The sequence below is a fragment of the Xylanimonas oleitrophica genome (genome assembly GCF_003244315.1).
In the GTDB taxonomy this organism is placed as follows: Bacteria; Actinomycetota; Actinomycetes; order Actinomycetales; family Cellulomonadaceae; genus Xylanimonas_A; species Xylanimonas_A oleitrophica.
The window spans coordinates 57,230-77,502 of record NZ_QKWH01000010.1 but is presented as its reverse complement, the minus strand read 5'-3'; the positions used below and the strand labels follow the sequence as shown (position 1 = coordinate 77,502).

18 protein-coding genes are annotated in these 20,273 nt (G+C 69.4%); 8 read left to right on the top strand and 10 right to left on the bottom strand.

Annotated elements, in window-relative coordinates:
• Positions 1–133: 133 nt before the first annotated feature.
• The 3 genes from DNL40_RS12120 to DNL40_RS12110 are packed head-to-tail and all read right to left on the bottom strand — an operon-like array spanning position 134 to position 2,952.
• Complete coding sequence (locus DNL40_RS12120; protein WP_111251523.1) at positions 134–952, bottom strand: AAA family ATPase; 819 nt, start codon at positions 950–952, stop codon at positions 134–136.
• A complete protein-coding gene (locus DNL40_RS12115; protein ID WP_111251522.1) occupies positions 949–2,349 on the bottom strand; it encodes a Mu transposase C-terminal domain-containing protein in 1,401 nt (466 codons plus the stop codon). The genes DNL40_RS12120 and DNL40_RS12115 overlap by 4 nt, the downstream gene beginning before the upstream one ends.
• Positions 2,350–2,352: 3 nt before the next feature.
• Positions 2,353–2,952, bottom strand: coding sequence for a recombinase family protein (locus tag DNL40_RS12110; protein WP_111251521.1), 600 nt, complete (start codon positions 2,950–2,952; stop codon positions 2,353–2,355).
• A 373-nt stretch (positions 2,953–3,325) separates the two neighbouring features.
• Between DNL40_RS12110 and istA the strand changes: the two genes are divergently transcribed.
• Together istA and istB are read left to right on the top strand one after the other, a co-directional pair.
• Entirely contained in the window at positions 3,326–4,558 is a 1,233-nt protein-coding gene (istA, locus tag DNL40_RS12105; RefSeq protein ID WP_111251520.1) for an IS21 family transposase, read from the top strand.
• Complete coding sequence (gene istB, locus DNL40_RS12100; protein ID WP_111251519.1) at positions 4,558–5,364, top strand: IS21-like element helper ATPase IstB; 807 nt, start codon at positions 4,558–4,560, stop codon at positions 5,362–5,364. The genes istA and istB overlap by 1 nt, the downstream gene beginning before the upstream one ends.
• Before the next feature lie 501 nt (positions 5,365–5,865).
• Here istB and DNL40_RS12095 read toward each other — a convergent pair.
• On the bottom strand, positions 5,866–6,255 hold the full coding sequence (locus tag DNL40_RS12095) for a heavy metal-responsive transcriptional regulator (RefSeq protein WP_111251518.1): 390 nt from the start codon (positions 6,253–6,255) through the stop codon (positions 5,866–5,868).
• A 78-nt stretch (positions 6,256–6,333) separates the two neighbouring features.
• Between DNL40_RS12095 and merA the strand changes: the two genes are divergently transcribed.
• A complete protein-coding gene (gene merA, locus DNL40_RS12090) occupies positions 6,334–7,782 on the top strand; it encodes a mercury(II) reductase (RefSeq protein ID WP_111251517.1) in 1,449 nt (482 codons plus the stop codon).
• Positions 7,783–7,848: 66 nt separating this feature from the next.
• Here the strand turns inward: merA and DNL40_RS12085 are convergent, their stop codons facing one another.
• The 6 genes from DNL40_RS12085 to DNL40_RS16965 all read right to left on the bottom strand — a co-directional run bounded on the left by DNL40_RS12085 (position 7,849) and on the right by DNL40_RS16965 (position 13,456).
• Positions 7,849–8,445, bottom strand: coding sequence for a cadmium resistance transporter (locus DNL40_RS12085; protein WP_030153505.1), 597 nt, complete (start codon positions 8,443–8,445; stop codon positions 7,849–7,851).
• Positions 8,442–8,801, bottom strand: coding sequence for a Cd(II)/Pb(II)-sensing metalloregulatory transcriptional regulator CmtR (gene cmtR / locus DNL40_RS12080; RefSeq protein ID WP_028708027.1), 360 nt, complete (start codon positions 8,799–8,801; stop codon positions 8,442–8,444). The genes DNL40_RS12085 and cmtR overlap by 4 nt, the downstream gene beginning before the upstream one ends.
• A 656-nt stretch (positions 8,802–9,457) precedes the next feature.
• A complete protein-coding gene (locus DNL40_RS12075; protein ID WP_111251516.1) occupies positions 9,458–9,874 on the bottom strand; it encodes a hypothetical protein in 417 nt (138 codons plus the stop codon).
• Positions 9,871–12,474, bottom strand: a complete 2,604-nt coding sequence (locus DNL40_RS12070; RefSeq protein ID WP_111251515.1) for a hypothetical protein — start codon at positions 12,472–12,474, stop codon at positions 9,871–9,873. The genes DNL40_RS12075 and DNL40_RS12070 overlap by 4 nt, the downstream gene beginning before the upstream one ends.
• A complete protein-coding gene (locus DNL40_RS12065) occupies positions 12,471–12,812 on the bottom strand; it encodes a hypothetical protein (RefSeq protein WP_111251514.1) in 342 nt (113 codons plus the stop codon). Before DNL40_RS12065 ends, DNL40_RS12070 begins: the two co-directional genes overlap by 4 nt.
• Entirely contained in the window at positions 12,809–13,456 is a 648-nt protein-coding gene (locus DNL40_RS16965) for a glutaredoxin domain-containing protein (RefSeq protein ID WP_111251513.1), read from the bottom strand. Before DNL40_RS16965 ends, DNL40_RS12065 begins: the two co-directional genes overlap by 4 nt.
• A gap of 85 nt (positions 13,457–13,541) precedes the next feature.
• Here DNL40_RS16965 and DNL40_RS12055 point away from each other — a divergent pair, with 85 nt between their 5' ends.
• From DNL40_RS12055 to DNL40_RS12035, 5 genes are all read left to right on the top strand, one after another.
• Positions 13,542–14,531: a hypothetical protein gene (locus DNL40_RS12055; RefSeq protein WP_146252091.1), complete on the top strand. Its 990-nt coding sequence runs from the start codon at positions 13,542–13,544 to the stop codon at positions 14,529–14,531.
• A 7-nt stretch (positions 14,532–14,538) separates the two neighbouring features.
• On the top strand, positions 14,539–15,945 hold the full coding sequence (locus DNL40_RS16635; protein WP_218926059.1) for an ArdC-like ssDNA-binding domain-containing protein: 1,407 nt from the start codon (positions 14,539–14,541) through the stop codon (positions 15,943–15,945).
• Positions 15,946–16,051: 106 nt separating this feature from the next.
• Entirely contained in the window at positions 16,052–17,374 is a 1,323-nt protein-coding gene (locus DNL40_RS12045; RefSeq protein WP_146252090.1) for a DEAD/DEAH box helicase, read from the top strand.
• A 428-nt stretch (positions 17,375–17,802) separates the two neighbouring features.
• Positions 17,803–19,344 carry a plasmid pRiA4b ORF-3 family protein gene (locus DNL40_RS12040; RefSeq protein WP_218926058.1) on the top strand — a complete coding sequence of 514 codons (1,542 nt, stop codon included), beginning with the start codon at positions 17,803–17,805 and terminating at the stop codon, positions 19,342–19,344.
• Positions 19,345–19,401: 57 nt separating this feature from the next.
• Positions 19,402–19,830 (top strand): hypothetical protein, encoded by a 429-nt coding sequence (locus DNL40_RS12035; protein WP_146252089.1) that lies wholly within the window; start codon positions 19,402–19,404, stop codon positions 19,828–19,830.
• The last annotated feature ends 443 nt before the right edge of the window (positions 19,831–20,273 follow it).

Genomic DNA, 20,273 nt, shown 5'->3' with positions numbered 1-20,273 from the left:
ACGTGTCAGAACCGACCGTTTTTGACGCAGCAGCGCCGCCCCTTCGGCGCGCCGGCGACACGCCGCTCAAAAACCCCTTGTGGCTTGCGCCGTTAAATGGCGGGGTTCTGTAGGTGATATGTGGCGGGCCCGGTCAACTGACGCCGATGACGAGAGTGCTGGCGGCGGCTTCGATGACGTCGTTGGTGATGGTGTCGAGTTCGTTGATCTTCAGGACGCGCTCGATCTGGGGGAAGAGTCGTTCCAGAAGCCGGAAGTTACCTCGGGTGATCCGGGCGATGGCGGCGATGGCTTGGGCGTCGGTGAAGTCCTCTGGGTCGAGGATCTTACCGAGGGCGCGCCAATGCCGTTGCAGGACGAAGAGCAGTTCCTCCTTGCCCAGGGGCCGGTACTGGTGGGCGAAGCCGACGCGGCTGTAGAACTGGGGATAGTGGCTGAACTGCTTCTCCAGACCGGGCATGCCGATCAGGATGAGGGCAAGGTTTTCTCGGTCGTAGCGATCGCGCAGCAGTTCCAGTGCGGTGGGGCGGAGGCGTTCGGACTCATCGACGATGACCAGCTCCACGTAGTTCCTGCTGTGGCGCCATCCGCGCGTCTCTGGCGTGACCTGCCCGGCCGGCGCGAGGTGCTGCTCGATGCAGATGTTGGTGCGGGTGATGACCTGGTCGAGTTCGTCCTTCAAGGCTCGTGGCGTGGTCAGCACGCTGGGGGTGTAGAGCACGGTGCGGCTCTTGGCCAGCGCAGCGTAGACCTGCGCGTCACTGTCGGAGCGCGGTCCCCAGTAGGTCAGCAGGTCGTGGACCTTGTCCCAGCGGGCGTAGCGGCGCGCGGAGAGCGTCTTGCCCACGCCGGCTGGGCCAAAGCACAGGCCGATGGTGTGCCCGCGCCGCACGGCGTCGGCGAACTCGGTGAAGCGGCGGTGTTCTTTGGTCACGATGAAGCGCTGACTCACCTTAGGTCCTCTCTGTAAACCTTCAACTTCCGCCGTGGCGCCGGTGGCGGCGCCTCGGTCGCTGGTGGCGTTTCGGTGGTGTGGGTGGCCACGACGGCGATCCGCTCGTTGATGCCCTCCCGCAACGCCCGGCGCCGGGCGTTGCGGGAGGCCTGGACCTCCTTGAGGCTGACCTTCTGGTCGTGGTGGTCCTGGTTGATGGCCTTACAGACGAACTCCTCGTGGTCGAACACGCGGATCTCGGTGATGTCCCTGGGGTCGTAACGGATCACGACCGCCCGGCCGACATAGCCAGCCAGGGTCGGGGAGATGTAGCGCAGGCCCTGGAAGTGGATGCCATCGCGGCGCACCACCCTGGTCTGGGCGACGGTGAGCAGCAGCCCGTCGAGGTCCTCCAGGCTCTCCGGCATGCGCGGTAGCCAGCCATCGGCGATCCAGGCAGCGCGCGGGGAGGTGCCGAGCTCGCTGTGAGTCCGGTCGTTGTAGGTGATCACGAACTCCTCCAGCGCAGCGTCGAGCTCAGCCAGGGACAGCTTTGGCGTTGGCCAGGGGTGGCCCTCGGCGATGTACCCAGGCAGACCAGCCAGCAGCTCGGTGTTCACGGTCCCGAAGATCCTCTCCACCTTGCCGCGACCCTGAGGACGAGCGACAGCAGAGTGGATGAGCCGGATATGCAGGTCCACGGCTGTGCCGGTGAGTTGGTTGCTGATGAAGTCACTGCCGTGATCGACGTAGAGCACATCGGGCAGGCCGCACATCGGCCAGGAGAGGACGGCCTTGTGCCAGATCGCCTGGCGCAGCGCCAAGGCGGTGTTCATCGCCGAGGGCGCGCCGAGGAAGACGGCGTAACCGCAGATCGCCCGGGAGTGGTCATCGATGATCGTGGTCAGCCATGGCCGGGCAGGCTTGCCGTCGGTGCCCACCACGAGGATGTCGAGCATCGTGTGGTCGGCCTGCCACATCGCATTGGGGTGCTCGGCCTGCCGTCGCAGCGCCAGTTCGTACTTGTCGCGATACGACGTCGGCCCTTCCAGGGCAAGGGTGACCATGCCCGGGTCGAGGTCGGCGATGATCGCGCGCACCACGCCATAGGAGGGCGCCGGCCATCCCCCCTCCTCGCAGATGGCGCTGATCTTGCGGTGGATGGTGATGATCGTCGGGCGGGGCTTGCTCAATGCCAGCCCCTCGATCAAGGACACGAGCTCGGAGGGCAGGTGATGGCTGCCGGCATCAGCGCGTCTTCGCGTACCGAGGCCCGTGTACCCCTCGGTGCGGTAGCGGGCGTGCCAGCGCTCCAGGGTGCGCAGCCCGACACCGGTGTCCCGGGCCAGGGCGGCGAGCGGGATCTGGTCCTCGACGTGAAGCCTGAGGATCTGCCAGCGCCCGGCCGCGTCCATGACCTACACGGCGCTTCTCGACTGTCGTGGTTCGACCACTGGGACACTTTGGCGGTTGAGCGCGCGGTAGATGGTGGCGCGGCTGACGCCCAGGACCGCACCGATCTTCGCCACCGTCATCTCATTCTGCTCATACATCCGACGGGCCGCCTTGACCTGGTCCGGCGACAGTGCGGGCGGTCGCCCGCCTTTGCGGCCACGGGCCCGGGCGGCGGCCAGTCCTGCGTTGGTGCGCTCACGGATCAGGTCACGTTCGAACTCGGCCAGCGCGGCGAAGACGTGGAACACCAGCCGCCCGCCCGAGGAGGTCGTGTCGATCGTCTCCTGCAAGGAGCGGAACCCCACGCCCTGCTCGGACAAGATCTGCAGCTGGTCGATAAGATGCCGGATCGAGCGACCCAACCGGTCCAGCCGCCACACCACCAGCGTGTCCCCCGGGCGCAACTGGTCCATCAGCTTCGTCAGCTCGGGACGGTGATCCAGGGAGCCAGAGATCGTGTCGACGAAGACCCGGTAACACCCCGCGGCAGTCAGCGCATCGACCTGCAGCGCAGCGTCCTGATCAGTCGTCGACACACGCGCATAACCCAGCAGATGCCCCACGGTACTGACTGTAGCGATACTCATCCAGCACTGGAAGTATCGAGCCATAGAATCCGGCACTGAGTTCCGCTACAAACGCCGTGGGTTGAGAGCCGCGAAGCGTCAAGCATCCTGGACAGGGCAACGCACCCTCGTCATCGCTGTAGCGGAATCGTTCGTTTACGGGACGACAGGCCGTCCCATATGACGCACCGTCACCGGACAACCCTCCTCGGGCGGTCTTGCGAACATTCGGGCGTGGGTTTCCGCCGATGACCTGCACCGCCTCCGCAACGGGTTCCTCCTACGGGACGGACAACTGGTGTCGACGACGCGTGAAAACTGACCCCGTGGCGACGGGTGGAAACGGACCCCCTCCGCGACGCTGAGGAGGGTGATGACCGTGGAGGACTGGGCGGAGATCCGGCGGTTGCATCGGGTCGAGCGGATGCCGATCAAGGCGATCGTTCGCCGGTTGGGGATCTCGCGGAACGCGGTGCGGCGGGCGTTGGCGCGAGATTCACCGCCGAAGTACGAGCGGCCGGCGCGCGGGTCGCTGGTCGACGCGGTCGAGCCGCGGGTTCGTGAGCTCCTCGGGGGCTGTCCGACGATGCCGGCGACGGTGATCGCGGAGCGGATCGGCTGGTCGCACTCGTTGACGATCCTCAAGGACAGGGTGCGGGTGCTGCGCCCGTTCTATCTGCCGCCGGACCCTGCGACGCGCACGACGTATGACCCGGGCGCCCGGGTGCAATGCGATCTGTGGTTCCCGCCGGTCGAGATCCCGCTCGGGGCCGGGCAGGTCGGTTCTCCGCCGGTGTTGGTGATGGTCGCCGGGTACTCGCGGATGATCTTCGCGATGATGCTGCCCTCGCGTCAGGCGCCGGATCTGATCGCGGGACACTGGGCGCTGCTGGGGCGCATGGGCGCCGTGGCGCGTGAGCTGGTCTGGGACAACGAGGCGGCGGTCGGGTCCTGGCGGGCCGGGCGGCCGCGCCTGACGGACGACTTCGAGGCGTTCCGCGGGATCCTCGGGATCGGGGTGCACCAATGCCGCCCACGTGACCCGGAGGCCAAGGGTCTGGTCGAACGCGCGAACGGGTATCTGGAGACCTCGTTCCTGCCAGGGCGTGCGTTCACCGGCCCGGACGACTTCAACGCCCAGCTCGCCGGCTGGCTCGTCCTGGCTAACGGGCGGCATCATCGCCGGCTGGGGTGCCGTCCGATCGAGCGATGGGAGGCGGACCGGGCCGCGATGTTGCCCCTGCCGCCGGTGGCCCCGCAGCTGGGGTGGCGCACCAGGGTCCGGCTGCCGCGTGATCACTACGTGCGGCTGGGGTCCAACGACTACTCCGTCGACCCGGTCGCGGTCGGCCGGTTCGTCGACGTGGTCGCCGATCTCGAACGCGTCACCGTCCGGCTTGGTGACAAGGTCGTGGCCACCCACGAGCGGTGCTGGGCACGCGCACAGACCATCACCGCCCCCGGCCACCGCAAGGCGGCGTTGGCGATGGCCGCGGCGGCAGCCCACCGGCCCGTCCAGGCACCCAGTGACGAGCAGCAGGAGGTCGAGCAGCGTGACCTGGCCGACTACGACACCATGCTCGGCCTGACGGACGTGGCCTGATGGCACCCGCCAAGACGAAGACTGTCAGCAGGGACGCCAGCAGAGACGTCACCGCGGAGCTCGCGTTCCTCACCCGCGCGCTCAAGGCCCCGAGCCTGCGCGAGGCCGCGGGCCGCCTCGCCGAACGGGCACGAGCCGAGTCCTGGACCTTCGAGGAGTTCCTGACCGCTTGCCTGCAACGCGAGGTCGCAGCCCGTGAGACCCACGGCGGCGAGGGACGCATCCGCGCCGCCCGGTTCCCGGGCCGCAAGTCCCTCGAGGACTTCGACTTCGACCACGCCCGCGGGCTCAAACGCGAGCAGATCGCACACCTGGGCACCCTCGACTTCGTGACCGCCCGCGAGAACGTCGTCTTCCTCGGGCCACCCGGCACCGGCAAGACCCACCTCGCGACCGGGATCGCGATCCGCGCCTGCCAGGCCGGCCACCGGGTCTTGTTCGCGACCGCCTCCCAGTGGGTCGACCGGCTCGCGACCGCCCACCACGACGGGCGCCTGCAAGACGAGCTACGCCGCCTGGGCCGCTACCCCCTGATCGTCATCGACGAGGTCGGCTACATCCCGTTCGAACCCGAAGCAGCGAACCTGTTCTTCCAACTGGTCTCGGCCCGCTATGAACGCGCCTCACTGATCGTGACCTCGAACAAGCCCTTCGGCCGCTGGGGCGAAGTCTTCGGCGACGACACCGTCGCCGCCGCGATGATCGACCGCCTCGTCCACCACGCCGACGTCATCGCGCTCAAGGGCGACTCCTACCGACTCAAGAACCGAGACCTCGGCCGCCCACCCGCGGCCACCACCGACTGAACACCACCAGGAAGGGGTCCACATTCACCCGCCGCCAGGGGGTCCATTTTCAGCCGTCGTTGACAACTGGACCGACCGCAACCGCTGCGAGGGCGGACCACTGAGCGTTAGGGGGTCCCGTCCGGCTCCGATGCCCTCTCCAGGCTTCGGACCACTGCCAGGCGGTGGAGCTCAGACCGTCGGATGAGGAGTGCGGCAACGGGCGCCCGCGATCGCGCTGGCGGCGTGATGATTGGTCGTCATTCGCGCCCTTTGGTTCCTTCGCGCACCATCCGACGATGTTCGCCGCGGCCGGCGGCGTGCCCGCGTTGCGGGCGGAGTCGTTCAGTCGCGAGCGATGCGAAGGGCGACCCAGAGCGCGCACCTTCGGCAGATGTAGGCCGGTTCGCTCCCGAGTGCGTGGAGCGACCTTCGTGGCCGCTGGCGGCCGCAGCACGAGCATCGTTGCTGGGTGTCATCGGCCATGTCGCGATGGTGCCACGGGCCGGTGACCTTCGCGGGTCACAGGTAGCGGCAGACGTCCTCGGGGGAGCATGTGGCCGGGTCGCCGGTGGTGGCGTGCTCGCGCAGGATGGCGATCGTGGTGCGTAGCTGCGCGAGCTCGGCGAGCTGCCGGTCGATGACCGCGAGGCGGGTGCCGAGCAGGTCGGTGACGTGCTGGCAGGGGGCCTGGCCCCGGTCTCGGATGGCCAGCACCTGGCCGATCTGGGCCAGGGTCAGCCCGGCGGCTTGGCCCCGGCGGATGAAGTGCAGCCGGTCGAGCACCTCGGGGCCGTAGTCCCGGTACCCCGCCGGGCTGCGGTCGGGGTCGGGGAGGAGTCCGACGTCCTCGTAGTACCGCAGGGTCTTAGCTGTCGTGCCCGACGCCTGAGCCACCTCACCGATCCGCATGCCACTCATTCTGCCTTGACCTTCCAGTGCACTGGAAGGTCGATCCTGGTCCTGAGGCGCGGCAACAAGGGAGGACTTATGACGGCAACGGACAAGGGCAGGTCGTATGACCTGGCAGTGATCGGGTCCGGTGGGGCGGCGTTCGCGGCCGCGATCCGCGCCACCACCCTGGGCAAGCGGGTGGTGATGATCGAGCGCGGCACCATCGGCGGTACCTGCGTGAACACCGGGTGTGTGCCCTCCAAAGCCCTGCTCGCGGCCGCCGAGGCCCGCCACGTCACACTCGACGCCGCCCGGTTCCCCGGTCTGCCACTCCCCGACGCCCCACCGGTCGACATGCCCGCCATGGTCGCCGGCAAGGACAAGCTCGTCGGATCGCTGCGCAGCGAGAAGTACGCGGCCCTGGCCGCCGAGTACGGGTGGGCCCTCCACCCCGGCGAGGCCACCTTCGTCGGCACACCGACTGAGCCGGCACTCCGCGTGACCGGCCCGGACGGCACGGCGGAAACCGTCCGGGCCGCGCACCACCTCATCGCTACCGGCTCCACGCCCTGGGCGCCGCCGGTCCCCGGCCTGCAGGAGGCCGGTTATCTGACCTCGACGACCGCGATGGAGCTGGACCACGTCCCGGAGTCGCTGCTGGTCATCGGCGGCGGCTACGTCGCCATGGAGCAGGCCCAGCTCTTCTCCCGCCTCGGTGCCCAGGTCACCATGCTCGTCCGCTCACGGCTGGCCTCCCACGAGGAACCCGAGGCCGCCACCGCCCTGGAAGAAATCCTCGCCGACGAAGGCATCGAGATCATCCGCGGCGCGGTGCCCACCGCGGTGCGCCGCGACCCGGCCACCGGCGAGGTCACGGTCACCGCCACCACCGCCGACGGCTCACACGAGCTCCGCGCGGCCGAGCTCCTCGTTGCCACCGGCCGCCGCCCGGTCACCGGCACGCTCGGCCTCGACACCATCGGCGTGCGCGCCGGCAAGCGCGGCGAGGTCATCATCGACAGCCACCTGCGCACCACGAACCCGCGGATCTGGGCCGCGGGTGACGTCACCGCCCACCCGCAGTTCGTGTACGTCGCCGCGGCCCACGGCGCCCTGGTCGCCGACAACGCCCTCACCGGAGCCGGCCGGGAGGTCGACTACCGCCACCTGCCCCGGGTCGTGTTCACCAGCCCCGCCCTGGCCTCCGTCGGAATGACCGACCAGCAGGCCCGCACTGCCGGGATCCGCTGCGACAGCCGCGTCCTGCCCCTGGCGCACGTCCCGCGCGCCATCGTCAACCGTGACACCCGCGGGCTCATCAAGATCGTCACCGACGCCGACACCGGCCGCATCATCGGCATCACCGCCCTCGCCCAGGACGCCGGTGACCTCGCCGCCGCCAGCGTCTACATCCTCGAGGCCGGCATGACCACCGACCAGGTCGCCAACCTCTGGAGCCCCTACCTGACCATGGCCGAAGGCCTCAAACTCACCGCCCAAACCTTCACCACCGACATCACCAAACTCTCCTGCTGCGCAGCATGAACCCGCACAGGGATCCCTATACCGGAGCGTCGAGCCTGGCGACCTCTCTCGTTCGCTTTGGCTCCGTCAGAGACCGAACGCTCCTCCGCTGACGAGGATGACGATGCCGAGGCCGATCAGGACGATGGGGAACAGGATGTGTTCCCAGCGCTCGAGGACTTCAGCGATCGGCGGCCGGGTGGCAACGAACTTGGCGACTACGACCAGGACCGCGACGAGCGCGAGGAAGACGAGGCAGTAGGCGACCACTGCGATGGGTTCCACGCTGAGGAAGACGGGGACATAGACGCCGATGTTGTCTCCGCCGTTGGCGAAGGTGACTCCTGCGACGGTCCACGCGCTGACCTTCGTGCCCGTGACCTTGGCGTCATCGTCGTCATCGTCTCCGCGCCAGGCTTGCCATGCAGCCCAGAGACCGAGGGCCAGGGGGATGAGCCCGAAGTACGGGATAGCTGCTGAGGGCAGGAATGCTCCGGCTCCGATAGTCACCAGCACAGCGGCACCGAGGATGCAGGCGAACCCCACGTACTGGCCGACCAAGATGCGGGTGGTCGTCCCGCGTTGGCCCGCGCCGCGGGCGAAGAACAAGGAGAGCACGATGATGTCGTCGATGTTGGTCGCGATGAACAGGCCGATTGCCTGCAGGACCGCAGCCAGGATCACGCGCCCGCCTCTGCTGCGTCGCATCCGTGCACCGAGCAGGCAGGATCGATGCACGGGGCGTTCTCGTCAACCGCGAGGGTGACGTCAACCAGGGCGGTCAGCGCCTGCGTCAGGTGGGGATCGGCGATCTCGTAGCGCGTCTTGCGGCCCTCGGGTTCGGCAGCAACGATGCCGCAGTCGCGCAGGCACGCCAGATGATTGGACACGTTGGAGCGTGTGAGGTCCAGATCGCGGGCCAGCTCTGCCGGGTAGGCCGGCCGGTCGAGCAGCGTCAGGATGATCCGGGACCTGGTCGGGTCGGCCAGCGCGCGGCCCAACCGGTTCATCACGTCCAGGCGAGAAGCAATGGTCAGCATGCGCTGAACTATACAGCGAGGACTGAAGTGGTTTTACGCAACCCGGAGTCGCTAAGCGTGCGAACGAGGCTGTGTCAGTTGGGGATCGACCCACGGGACGATTCGCCCGATCATCAGGGAACTCACGAAGCGGCGACAGAACCCCGCCACATAACGGCCAAGGCCACACAAAAACCTGGTTCACAACCTGTGCCGGTTCAGAACCCCCTGCAGGGGTTTTCGCGACGGTCGCGGCATGGCGATCACCTTCGGCTACGCGCGCGTTTCGACGTCGAACACAAGACCTCGACGGGCAGCGCGACGCGCTCCTCGCTGCCGGCGTCGATGCGCGGTGCCTGCGGGTCGAGACTGCGTCTGGCCGCCGCGATAACGGCCGGTCCTCGCTCCGAGCCCGACGAGGGCGACTCCGTCGTCGTGACGAAGCTCGACCGCCTCGGGCCAAGCGTGTCCGCCTGGTGCGCATCGTCGACGAGCTGGAGCGCCGCGACGTCGCCATGCGGTCGCTGTCCGAGCAGATCGACACGAGCAGCTCGGCAGGCCGCCGTCAGACCTGGAACGACGAAAGTCCCGACCGAGTAGAACTCGACCGGGACTTCCCGTCGTCTGGGTCCCCGACTACCCGGGAACCCCTCCACCTGTCACGGGGATGTTGAGACTCACCGCGACCGGGTCCGCCTGCGCGCGGCAAGCGCTCCGCCAAGCGGCGTGAACGCCATGAGCACGGCGAGGACGCCGAAGGCGAGCAACGCGAGGCCCGCGAGGTTGACGACGGATCCGCCGATAGGGCCCTCGATCGTCTTGCCGGCCAGGACGAGGGCGACGGCGAGGCACACCGCCAGGACGATCGTGCGGGGCGATTGGGCGAACGGGCGGCTGTCGTTGAGCCACCGGCGGTGCAAGCGGCCGATTCGCACGACGGCCCACGGCGCCCCGACCAGGAGGAACACCCACGCGGCCACCAGCGAGACCACGTCGCCTGATGGCTCGTCGGCGCCCATGCCGAGCAGCCAGACCGGGCCGCAGGTCGCTAGCACGACGTCGGCAGCCGTGGTCCATCGTCGGCGATCGCTCATAGTCCTGGTCCTTCCACATCTGCCACACTGCCGCCGACGAAAGCCGGCGGCTCTGCCAGGTCGTCCCATCCGGCCTCGAGTCCGTCGAACCCGCCGTCGGCCGACCTCACGGCGAACACCGGGACGTCGACTCCGTCGGTCCGCTCCGAGCCACTGACGCCGCCGTCGGACGCGAGTTCACCGCCGTCGCGGTCAACCCCGACAGTGGTCAGGGCTTCGGCGTCGATGCCGCATGCGGGCTCAATGAGCCAAGCGATCTCCCCGGGCTCCAGGCCACAGCGCTGACCGAGCTCGGCGAGGGTGCCGTTGGTCGCGGCCAATGCGCCAACCAGCCGTGCGCGGGCCTCGGCGAACGCCGTACCGGCGACGTCCAACTCGTCGAGTCCAGCGATCACCTTCGCCGAGGTGTGGTCGGCGAGCACGCGCCGGTTCTCGTCGCTTGGATAGAGGGCAAGGTTCCGTGCTTGGGCCACAGCCAGGGAGTCCGCCGCCAGGGCGTGCACGCGTGCGGTGAACGCTTCGCGCTCGGGCGACCGCGCCACCTCGCGGGGCGCGGCCAGCCGTTCGAGCTCGATCCAACCCGGCGCGTATCCGGGGTTGTTCTCACCGCTGATGGGGTCGTGGACGGGGACGGTCCGCCTGGTCACGGTGCCGGTGAGGTTGTCGAGGGCGAGGCGTTCGGTGCGCTGGAAGTAGTAGCCGGCCGCCCCGACACGCAGCATCTGCGCGATGGTGCGGTCGAGGTCCTGACAGGCAGTCGTGAGGTCGGCTAGCGCGGGTTCGCTCGCCCGGCGAGCGTGATGCAGGATGCGGACGGCGCCGGCAATCTCTACGACGGCCATCGTCTCGCGTCCAGCGGTGCCGGCGACGTCGGTGAGCGCGGCGTCGATGTCGGCGTACCGGCCGTAGCGCTCCTCGTGGACGGCGACGGCATCGTCGAGGCCGAGGGTGCGGGCGTGGTGGCAGGCGTAGGCGGCGATGCGGCGTTGGGCATCCACGAGCCAGCGCATCACGGAGGCCTTGACCGGTTCCGACTCACCGGCCAGGTAGGCGGCGGCCTGGGTCATCGCGCCCGCGGCTGCCGCGAGGGTGGCCGGTGGCGGGCCCGGACGCCGGTCGTCGGCCAGCGGTCCGTGCCGGTCGATCGAGAAGTCCGCCCCTTCGTGGTCGGTCACCCACGCGGCCGCGTCAAGGACGACGGCGGGCAGCGCCCAGGTCTCGGTCCCCGGGCTGACGGTCAAGGGCAGGCGTTGCCAGCCGCGGGCGGCGGCGTACCGCTCGTCGAGGCCGACCAGGGCGCGCAAGACGGCGACCGCGTCGCCCAGCGCCGCGGCCTGCTGGTCGGCGGTCAGGGTCGTCGGCAGGTCACGCTCGCGCCCGGCCAGTGCTGCGACGGCGGCTTGTCGCCACAGGTCGACGGCGCGGATCGGTTGCACGGTGCCAAGGTCCGCGGCCGTAGCGCGAGGACCGGTGTCGCGCAGTTCGAGCAACGCGGCACGGAGCCGGTAGGTGGGGTCTGTCGCACCGGCCGCAAGGCTCGCGAAGCGGTGCTCGACACTGTGGTCGACGACTGCGGCGAGGTAGGCGATCACCTCGGCGCGGTAGCGCATGATCAGCTCGGCGGTGGCGACGCGCTGGGTGGGCGTCGCGCGGTCGGGGGTCTCGATCGCCAGGTTCGCGATGGCCTGCTCGATCGGCACCCGGGGAGCGGCGTCGCGCGGGGGGAGCTCGCCACCCGAGCGCAGCACGGACTGGTGGTAGGCGACCGAGGAGCGGTCCAGGCTGATGGCTCCGGCGATCTCGTCTTGGGTGTAGCCGCGTGTGGTGAGGAACGTGACCATCTCGCGGTTCTCATCGCCGAGCTCGCCGGGGTCGGGGCCGATCTCAATGCCGTGGGCGGCGAGCGCCTCGCGCGGGTCGGGTCGAGGGTCGGGTGTCCAGCCGGCGACTTCGAGGCGCCGCTGGTAGGTGCGGACCGTGGCGACGTTCAGGCCCAGGGTGTCGGCGATCTCCTGCTGCTCGTGGCCACGGCCTCGCAGGAACGCGATCAGGCGCCGGTAGGCGGATGAGCGCTCGGCCCCGCGTGGTGTCGTGGCCCGATCGGGCACCTCGAGTCCCGCCTCTTCCAGCGCGTGGGCGGCGGTGACAACGGTCGGCCTCCAGCCGTCGGCCTCCAGTAGCCGGCGGTAGCGCAGGACGGTGTGGTCGTTGGCGCCGATGGCTCTGGCGATCTGCTGGTGCTCGTAGCCTCGCTCGACCAGGAGCGCGACAGCGTCACGCATCGCGCGTTGCCGGTTCGCCTCGCGGTCGGCGAAGGGACGGACGTCGAAGCCGCCGTCTTCCAGTGCCTCGCTCGCGGTGCGGCGTGGCCCCTCCGACAGGCGTCCGTCGTCGCGGAAGGCGGCGTGGTACTCGCGCAGCAGCTCCCGACCAATGCCGAGTGCCCGTTGGATCTCGTCCCACGAGTAGCCCGCGGTGAACAGCTTGCCTGCCAGCTCGCGGCGCGGGTCACGCCCGTCCAGGGCTGCGCGCACCCGCTGGGCCGCGAGCAGCCGGCCCAGCGCGTCGCGCAGGGCCGCGGCGCTCTGCCCGTACGTCACGGCAGGTCCCCTGCCCCGCCGGTGCGGACGTCGTCCAACCAGACGGCGTCGAGGTCGGCGAGCACGAGTTCGAGCCCCAGCCGGTTGCCGTGCTCGGCGAGCCGCTCGACGGCGGTCCGGGCCTGCACGTACAGCGAGCCGTGGTCATAGGTCTCGACCGGCACGACCGCGGGAACCGCGAGGTCAGTCGCTGCTTCGAGGGCCAGGAGCACCTCGGTGTACGACAGCGTCGAGAACTCCGGCAGCGTCGCCTGCAACGCGGCGAGGGTCGACCGGGCGGTCCGGTAGGCCTCCCGGCGCCGGTCTTCGCGTGGACCGGTGTCGCGGTGGGCGCTCATAATCGCGGCCCCACGAGCGCGGGTGCGGCCGGCGGCTCCGGGCCAGGACCGTCGAGGTCTGCGATGCGGTCGGGTCGGAATCCTGCCCAGTGCTCGCCGTCGGGCATGACGACGACCGGCACGGACAGGTAGCCCAGCCCACGCGCGAGGTCGAGGGCCTGGTCGTCGTCTGTGACGTCGACCTTGACGAAGTCGATGCCCTTCGTCGTCAGCGCGCGGGCGGTGGCGTCGCACTGGACGCATCCGGGCTTGGACAGGACGGTGACCTTGTCGCGGCCAAGCACCTGGGCGACGTCATCGACGGCCAGGCCCGCGGCGTCGGCCAGTTCGCGCAGCGTGCCGTCGGAAGCGGCCAAGGCGCCGACCAGGCGCGCTTCGGCGTGCGTCAGCTTGGTGTTGGGACGGGCGGCGTCTTGTGTGGCGACCCGGTAGCCGGTGCCAGCGCCGGTCAACGAGTCGCGACCTTCGATCACGCGCGCCGAGGAGTCGTCGGCCAAGGTCCGCAGATGGTCCTGCTCACCGAGGGTGTAGACCCCGGCGTTGCGCTCTCGCGCGGCGGCGAGCCGCGCACCAGTCGGCTGCTGGTCGCTCGGCGGGCCAGTGGGCCGCGAGCCGGGGTCTGGGCCGCGTTCGATGTCGGTCATCGCGACCTCCTTTCGCCCGGTACATCACCGGGCGGAGGTCAACCGCGGCCCCGATATCGAGGGCGCACTTGCCAGGCGGGCGGCGATGTCACGGGTGAACGGAGCCGGGCAGACGGTGCGGCTCCCCGTCACGCTGGAGGTCCCCGTGAGCGTGTTCGATCCCTATGCCGCAGCCGCGGCCGGAGACGTCCGGACACTGCGCGACGTCGCGCAGCACCGACTGCGGCACACGACGACCGTCGGCGAGGCCCTGTACCACCAGGCGACCGCGAAGGCCGCGGCGCTGGCGATCCTCGCGGAGTTCCCCACCGCCGCAAACATCGAGCTCAACCCCTCCGACCAGGAAGGCTCGAACTCCTCCCCCGGTGCGATCCTCGACGCCAACGGCGCCGTGATCGCCGACGACTCTTTCGGCACCCCGGCAGACCTCGCCGAAAGGTGGGACGCCGTCATGGGATCGCACAACGGGCCGCTGACCGACCTGCCCGACGACTTCACCTACGACTACGAGACCCGGCAGACGACCCCGCCATACCCGTGGCTGCTGACCTCCACATCCGGGGACGCCGAGCGCATCAACCGCCTGGACCTGCGCACTGCCGCCGAGCTCGACCTGACCGACGCGATCGCCGCGGTCTTCCCCGAGGTTCCCGAGCACCGCACGCGAGCGGCCGTCACGCCGTCAGACCTGACGAAGTTCACGCATCCGGCGTTCGACGGCGCCGTCTTCGACGCCGTCGCCTACCGCCAGCCGTGGAACGGCTGGGCGACCCCCGTCGTCGACCGGTCCACCCTCGAAGCCCTCCTGAGCCGCCTGGACCCGCAATGGCTGCGCGGCTGGGTCAACGGCGACGACGTCCTCCACCTCGCCCACCTCGAGAACGGCTTGGTCACCGACCGCGACTCCCTCGCCCCGAGCGCCGATGGCACCTACGACCTCAGCATCCTCGGCTGGACGTTCGAGCTCACTGACGCACCGTCTCCCGCGCCGACCAGCCAAGCGCCGCCGTCGTACGTGGTGCCTGACGGCGGCCCGGCCGGCGTCGCGGTGCCCAGTCCCGAGCTCGGGTGGTGAGGCGACGATGGCCCGCAAGGTCCGCACCAGCAAGACCCCCGAGCAGCGCAAGGCCGAGGCCGAAGGGCTCCACGCGACCATCGCCGCCGAGGTCGAGAACCTGCGCACGGAGACGAACTGGACCCGCTTCCTCGACTTCTCCCGCCACATGAACCGCTATTCGCTGAACAACCTGCTGCTGATCCTCGCGGCCAACCCCGAGGCGACCGCGGTGGCCGGCTACCAGACCTGGCAGGGACGCGGCTACCAGGTCCGCAAGGGCGAGAAGGCCATCCGCATCTTCGGCGGCCGGTCCGTCACCGAGGCCGTCGAAGACCCGGCCACCGGTGAGGAGGCCGACAAGCGGCGGATGCTCTACTTCGCAGTCCCGGTGTTCGACATCAGTCAATGTGATCCCATCGACCCCGACGCCGCCGTCATCCCGATCGTCGTCAACCGTCTCACCGGCGACGACCCGGCTGGGATCTACGACGCCACCGTCGACTACCTCACCGCGCAAGGCTGGACGGTGACCCGCGAGCCGATCCCCGGCGAGGCCAACGGCTACACGACCTTGGACGACACCAAGCGCATCGTCATCGACTCAAGGCTCTCACCAGCGCAAATGGCGAAGACGGCGCTGCACGAGGCTGCTCACGCGCTCCTACACGCCTCCGACGCGCCTGGGGAGTACGTCGTCCACCGCGGCGTCAAGGAAACCGAGGCGGAGTCGGTCGCGTACGTCACCGCCGGCTTGCTCGGACTCAGTACGGCCGAGTACTCGTTCGGCTACGTCGCAAGCTGGTCCGACTGCGACCCGCAGATCATCAAGGACACCGCCGAGCGTGTGCTGCGCTGCTCGCGCGACCTCGCCGACGCGCTCACAACGACGGAGCCTGACGCTACCGACGGTGCGGCGCACACAGCGCGGATCGACGTCGAACGCCCGACCACGGAGGCGAAAGGAACCGAACTCCCGACCTCGGCCCCCGCCCCGCAAGTGGTTGCTGCGGCGAGCATCTCCCGGCCCGACGCCGTGACCGCGATGGCCGACGTGCCCGCGTCGGCGTCGGCGCGCCCGCCCGAGCCCGACAATGAACCCCCGCCGCCCGCGACGATCGAGGCCGCCGCCGACGCTCTCATGGCGCAGATGCCCCGCCACGCCACCGACCTCATGGAAGCGATCGTCTACCTCGGCGCGCATAGCGAGTGGGACTCAGAGACCGTCGAGGCCCTCGCCGGCCCGATCCAGCGCGCGGCACTCGACGCTGGCCTGCCGCCGTTCGGCTCCACCGGCCCGGACAGCGAGCACCACGCCTACTACGGCGCGCTCGCCCGCACCGCCGGCATCGACACCGACTGGCAACCCGAGCCTGCCGACGTCGAACCGCTCAATCGGCCTTCTGAGCCGCCGGGACCCGGCCTCGGATTCTAGCTCTAGCGGCCAGGGGTGATGTCAGTGGCGAGCGTGAACATTTCCGCCGTGACCCCCCCTCGCCCGACCGCGCTCCGCTCTCTGCTCGGCGCGCGGCACCGTGTCCGTGCACGACGCCGCGACGGCAAACCTCGCCGCCGCCTACGACGTCACGGCCTGGCAGGCGATCCTCAACGCCCACGAGATCCCGCCGCGCCGCACACAGGCCTCGGGCTGGATCGACGTCCGCGCCCGGCTCGTGTGGGAGCGCGATGGGGAGGAGTACCTCGAAACTGCGGCCTTCGCGTGGACCTCGCGCCTCGTCCTGGTCGGATGTACAGCCCGCAAAATCCTTCTGGGCGACGCCGACCAATGCATCTACACCTTCCGCGTACGAGACGGAGTGCGTGTCGAGCGCATCACGGATGCCGCTGCGGCGGCCGGCGCAGAGAACACGCTAGTCCTGCCGGACGTTTCGCACCGCGACCCATCCGGCGTGATCCCGGGCGTCGCACGCGCAATCCAAAGGAGGGACTTCTACTCGGACGCGATCACCGAGGCTATCAATCAGAGGCGCTTCGAGGTCCGGCTAGGGATTCCGCTCGCAGACGAGGTAGAGGCCGTCTCGGCGACCGTACAGGCACTGCGAGCCGATGGATTGGGGGTCGCTGTGTTTACACACCACAACGACATGCTCGCCGCGCTGTCCGATGGACTGGACGAGGCCGGCATCAACCACGAGATCGCCGGCCTGAGCGATGCCCTCGCCGCTGCGCTCGACGCCCAGGTCGCGATGCTGAGGTTCGCCTTCAACGAGGCCGAGTGGCGTGATGTTCTGCAGGAACTGGCCGTCTTCGTAACCAGTTCGGTCCGTGGAACAGCGATCCCTCCACTGGCGAAAGACATCATGGCGGGGAATGGCGCCACGACTCTGCAGGCGCGCCTACTGGATGTCTGGAGCGAGCTCGACGAGGCGCCGGACGTCGAGACTGCGCTGGCTACCGCGGCGAGGGCCCACGCCGCACTCGGCCTGCCGGCCAAGTCGAGCGCGTGGGAGCACGCCGCGCAACTGCTCGGTTCGATACGCGCGAGGGCTGTGCGACGCAACACCCGCCTCGGGGACGAGCGTGCGCTTGTCGCCGCAATCGCGGCGAGTGCCCGAGAAGCCACCGTGTCCGCGCTCACAGACTTGGCCGGCGAGCCGCACGCCGTCGAACTCATGAACCTTTACCAGACCAAGGGACGCGAAGCCGACGCGACGGTCGTCGTCCTGCGCGACAGCGACTTCATGGGCAGCGAGCGAGAGCCCTACCCGAACACAAGCAGACTCTTGTACGTCGTCTTCTCCCGAGCGAGGCAGCGCATCGTCGTCCTGCTCGTCGGGGACGCACGGCGGCTACCTGGCGCCGTTGCGCCGTTGGCGACGATATTCTCGGCGGCACCCCAATGACGATGCCGAATCAGTGGCGCCCCCGGCCGCGAGCGACGCTTTCGCGTGGCGAGGGCCGTCTGGCGGCCTGGGCATCTAAATGGGCATCTACGGCATCCCCACGGTCCCGACAGCGACCGACAGCCAACGACGACGAAGCGCGGAATCTCGCGCGTTTCCCCAGGTCGAAGAACCCGTTACAGCCCTTCGGGACGAAGAGGTCGCAGGTTCAAATCCTGTCACCCCGACCAGCTGAAAGGCCCTCTGACCAGCGGAAACGCTGAAGTCGGAGGGCCTTTTGCTCGTGCGCTGAGCGACCTCTTGCTCGCCTGGGGGTTTATCCGGGGGCGGAACACAAACCCCCAGCAGAGTCGGCAGAGAGCCCCTGGGCGACCATTCCCGCAGGTCATCGCCTGAACCGCGCCGCGGCGACTCCTTCGCACTCGCCCGTGGGTCAGTCGGGCCGTCGGCGCGGCCAGCCCCCGTGGAAGACTTGTGGCCGTGCCTCGCAACCCGTCCTCGTCGCCTCGCTTGATGCGCCGGACATCAACGCCCTGGTCGAACAATTGCTCGCCACGGCGAGCCCAGCCGAGGCACTTGCGCTAGTCGAAGGGCTGGCGAGCGGCAAGGTCACGAGCATCTTCGACCGACTCGACAAGCCCGCCCACCCTGAGGTCACTCCGGTTCCCGAGGTGACGCGCGGTTCCCAACTCCGGATCGATCTGCGCGACACCCAGCCACCGGTGTGGCGGCGGATCGAGGTTCCTGGGGATCTGACGTTGAACGAGCTCCACGAGGTCGTGCAGCGCTCGATGGGTTGGACCAACTCCCACCTGCACCGCTTCCAAGTCGGCCCCGGGTACGACTCGCCGTGCTTCGTCACCCGGTACGACGTCGAGATGGAGGGCGAGGACGGCGTGCTCGAGGATGATGTTCGCCTCGACCAGGTCGTCGCGACCAAGGGCGATGCGCTGCGGTACGAGTACGACTTTGGCGATGGCTGGCGGCACTCGCTCAAGGTCGAGAAGGTGCTCGACACCGCCCCCGACTTCGTGCGCTGCATCGGCGTCCGACTCGCCTGTCCGCCGGAGGACTGCGGCGGGGTGGGCGGGTATGCCGACCTCGCGGCCTGGGTCCGCAGCGGTCACGACGACGCCCTGCTCCCTTGCCTTTTCGACACCGCGGCAGACGCCCACCGGTGGCTTCCCGACGGCTGGGACCCCGACCGGTTCGGTCCCGAGGACGTCAACGACGAGCTCGCGCTCATCACGGCCGAGCCGGTCGCCGTCTCGGGTCACCTCGTTGAGATCGCCGAGGAGTTCGACCGCCACGGAATCACACTCCTGCGGGAGGTCCTGGCGCGGCCCGGCTCGCACGGCACCTCCGAGGTTGCGCCCGACGAGGCGGCGCGCCTCACCGAGGCGTATCGGATCCTCCTCGACGCGCTCGGTGACGGAGTCGATCTCACCGCCGCTGGCTGGCTCCCGCCGCGCATCGTCGCCCAGGTCGCCGAGGCCACCGGTATCGCCGGGTGGCACATCGGGAAGAACAGCCGCGAGGACCAGACCTACCCCGTAGCGATGCTCCGCGACTCGGCCCGAGCACTCGGACTGCTCTCGGTACGCAAGGGACGGATCGCCCTGACGTCGGCCGTCAGGAAGGCCAAATGCGACCCGGTCGCATTGTGGCGGCACATCGTCACCCGGCTCCCCCTGGGTTCCAAGGAGCGGGAGATCGACGCCGGCTGGCTGACCCTCGCGGTCGTCGCCAGCGACGCACCCCCATCGGAATGGCGCGCCGAGACGAGCGTCCTGCTCGGCCTTCGCGGATGGCGCAGTACACATCGCCCGAACGCCGATCCGCGCGCCGACAACCCCACCCTCGAGGTCCTCGGCTTCCTGGGCGGCCAGGCTCGCGCAGGGTGGCGCGACACCGACGAGCTCGCCCCGGGCATCGGCGCCACCGCACGAGCCGTCCTCCACCTCCGGTAGCCCGCTCGGACGTGCCGCCGTCCGACCTCCCCGCCACGGTCGGGCACAATCGTCGCCATGCCTACCAACCCGACGCCGTCGAGCGCGCCCTCGATGATGCGCGGTGGGCAGATGTTCGTCGACGAGTCGACCTCGGGCGACTACCTGCTGATGTGCGCCGTCGTCGCAGTCAAGGACGTCAACCGCGCTCGGACCGCGATGCAGGCCCGCGGCCGGTGCGTGCGCCGCCTGGCGCAGGACGCCATCGCCATGGACATCGCCCGAGTCGTGCTCGATCCGATCGACTCGGTCGTCGACCGCGACCGCTCCTGGCTCATCCAGGGTGCCCGCGAGGCGGGGCGCCCGGCTCCACCGTTTGCCTACCACCACCAGAAGCGCCACGAGGAACCGCTGCTGTGGATCGCTGACGCCGTCGGCTGGGCCTGGGCGCGCGGAGGAAAGCTCCGCGCCGCTGTCGACTCAGTCGTCACCGTCGTCGACCTCTAGCAAGCGCGAAGCCCGACACCACGGTCGTCCGGCCGGGTATCGGGCTCACTTCTCAGGAGGTAATGCTCCCTCGCAACGCCAAGACTAACAGGGGCCGTCAACCCGATCTTGCACAGCGGATCGCGTGGACCACTGGGGGCATACCGCCCTGACCGCCGACGGACAACGACGAACGACGGCGCCCGGAATCACGCGGTTTCGGCAGCGTTCTTGCAGGTCGATCTTGATTCGGGGCGAAGAGGGCGCAGTTCAATTCCTGTCACCCCGACCAGCAAAAGAGGGCCGCTGACCTGGGCAAACGCTCGGGCTCAGCGGTCCTTCCGTCGTGCCAACAGGCCTCGCGAAGAGGTCTGGGTGACTAGCTGGGTGACGAACTCTGGTGTGAGACCTCTTCGCAGACTCTGCCGGTGGCCACATCGGGCGAGGTCGAAGGCCCGCGAGGC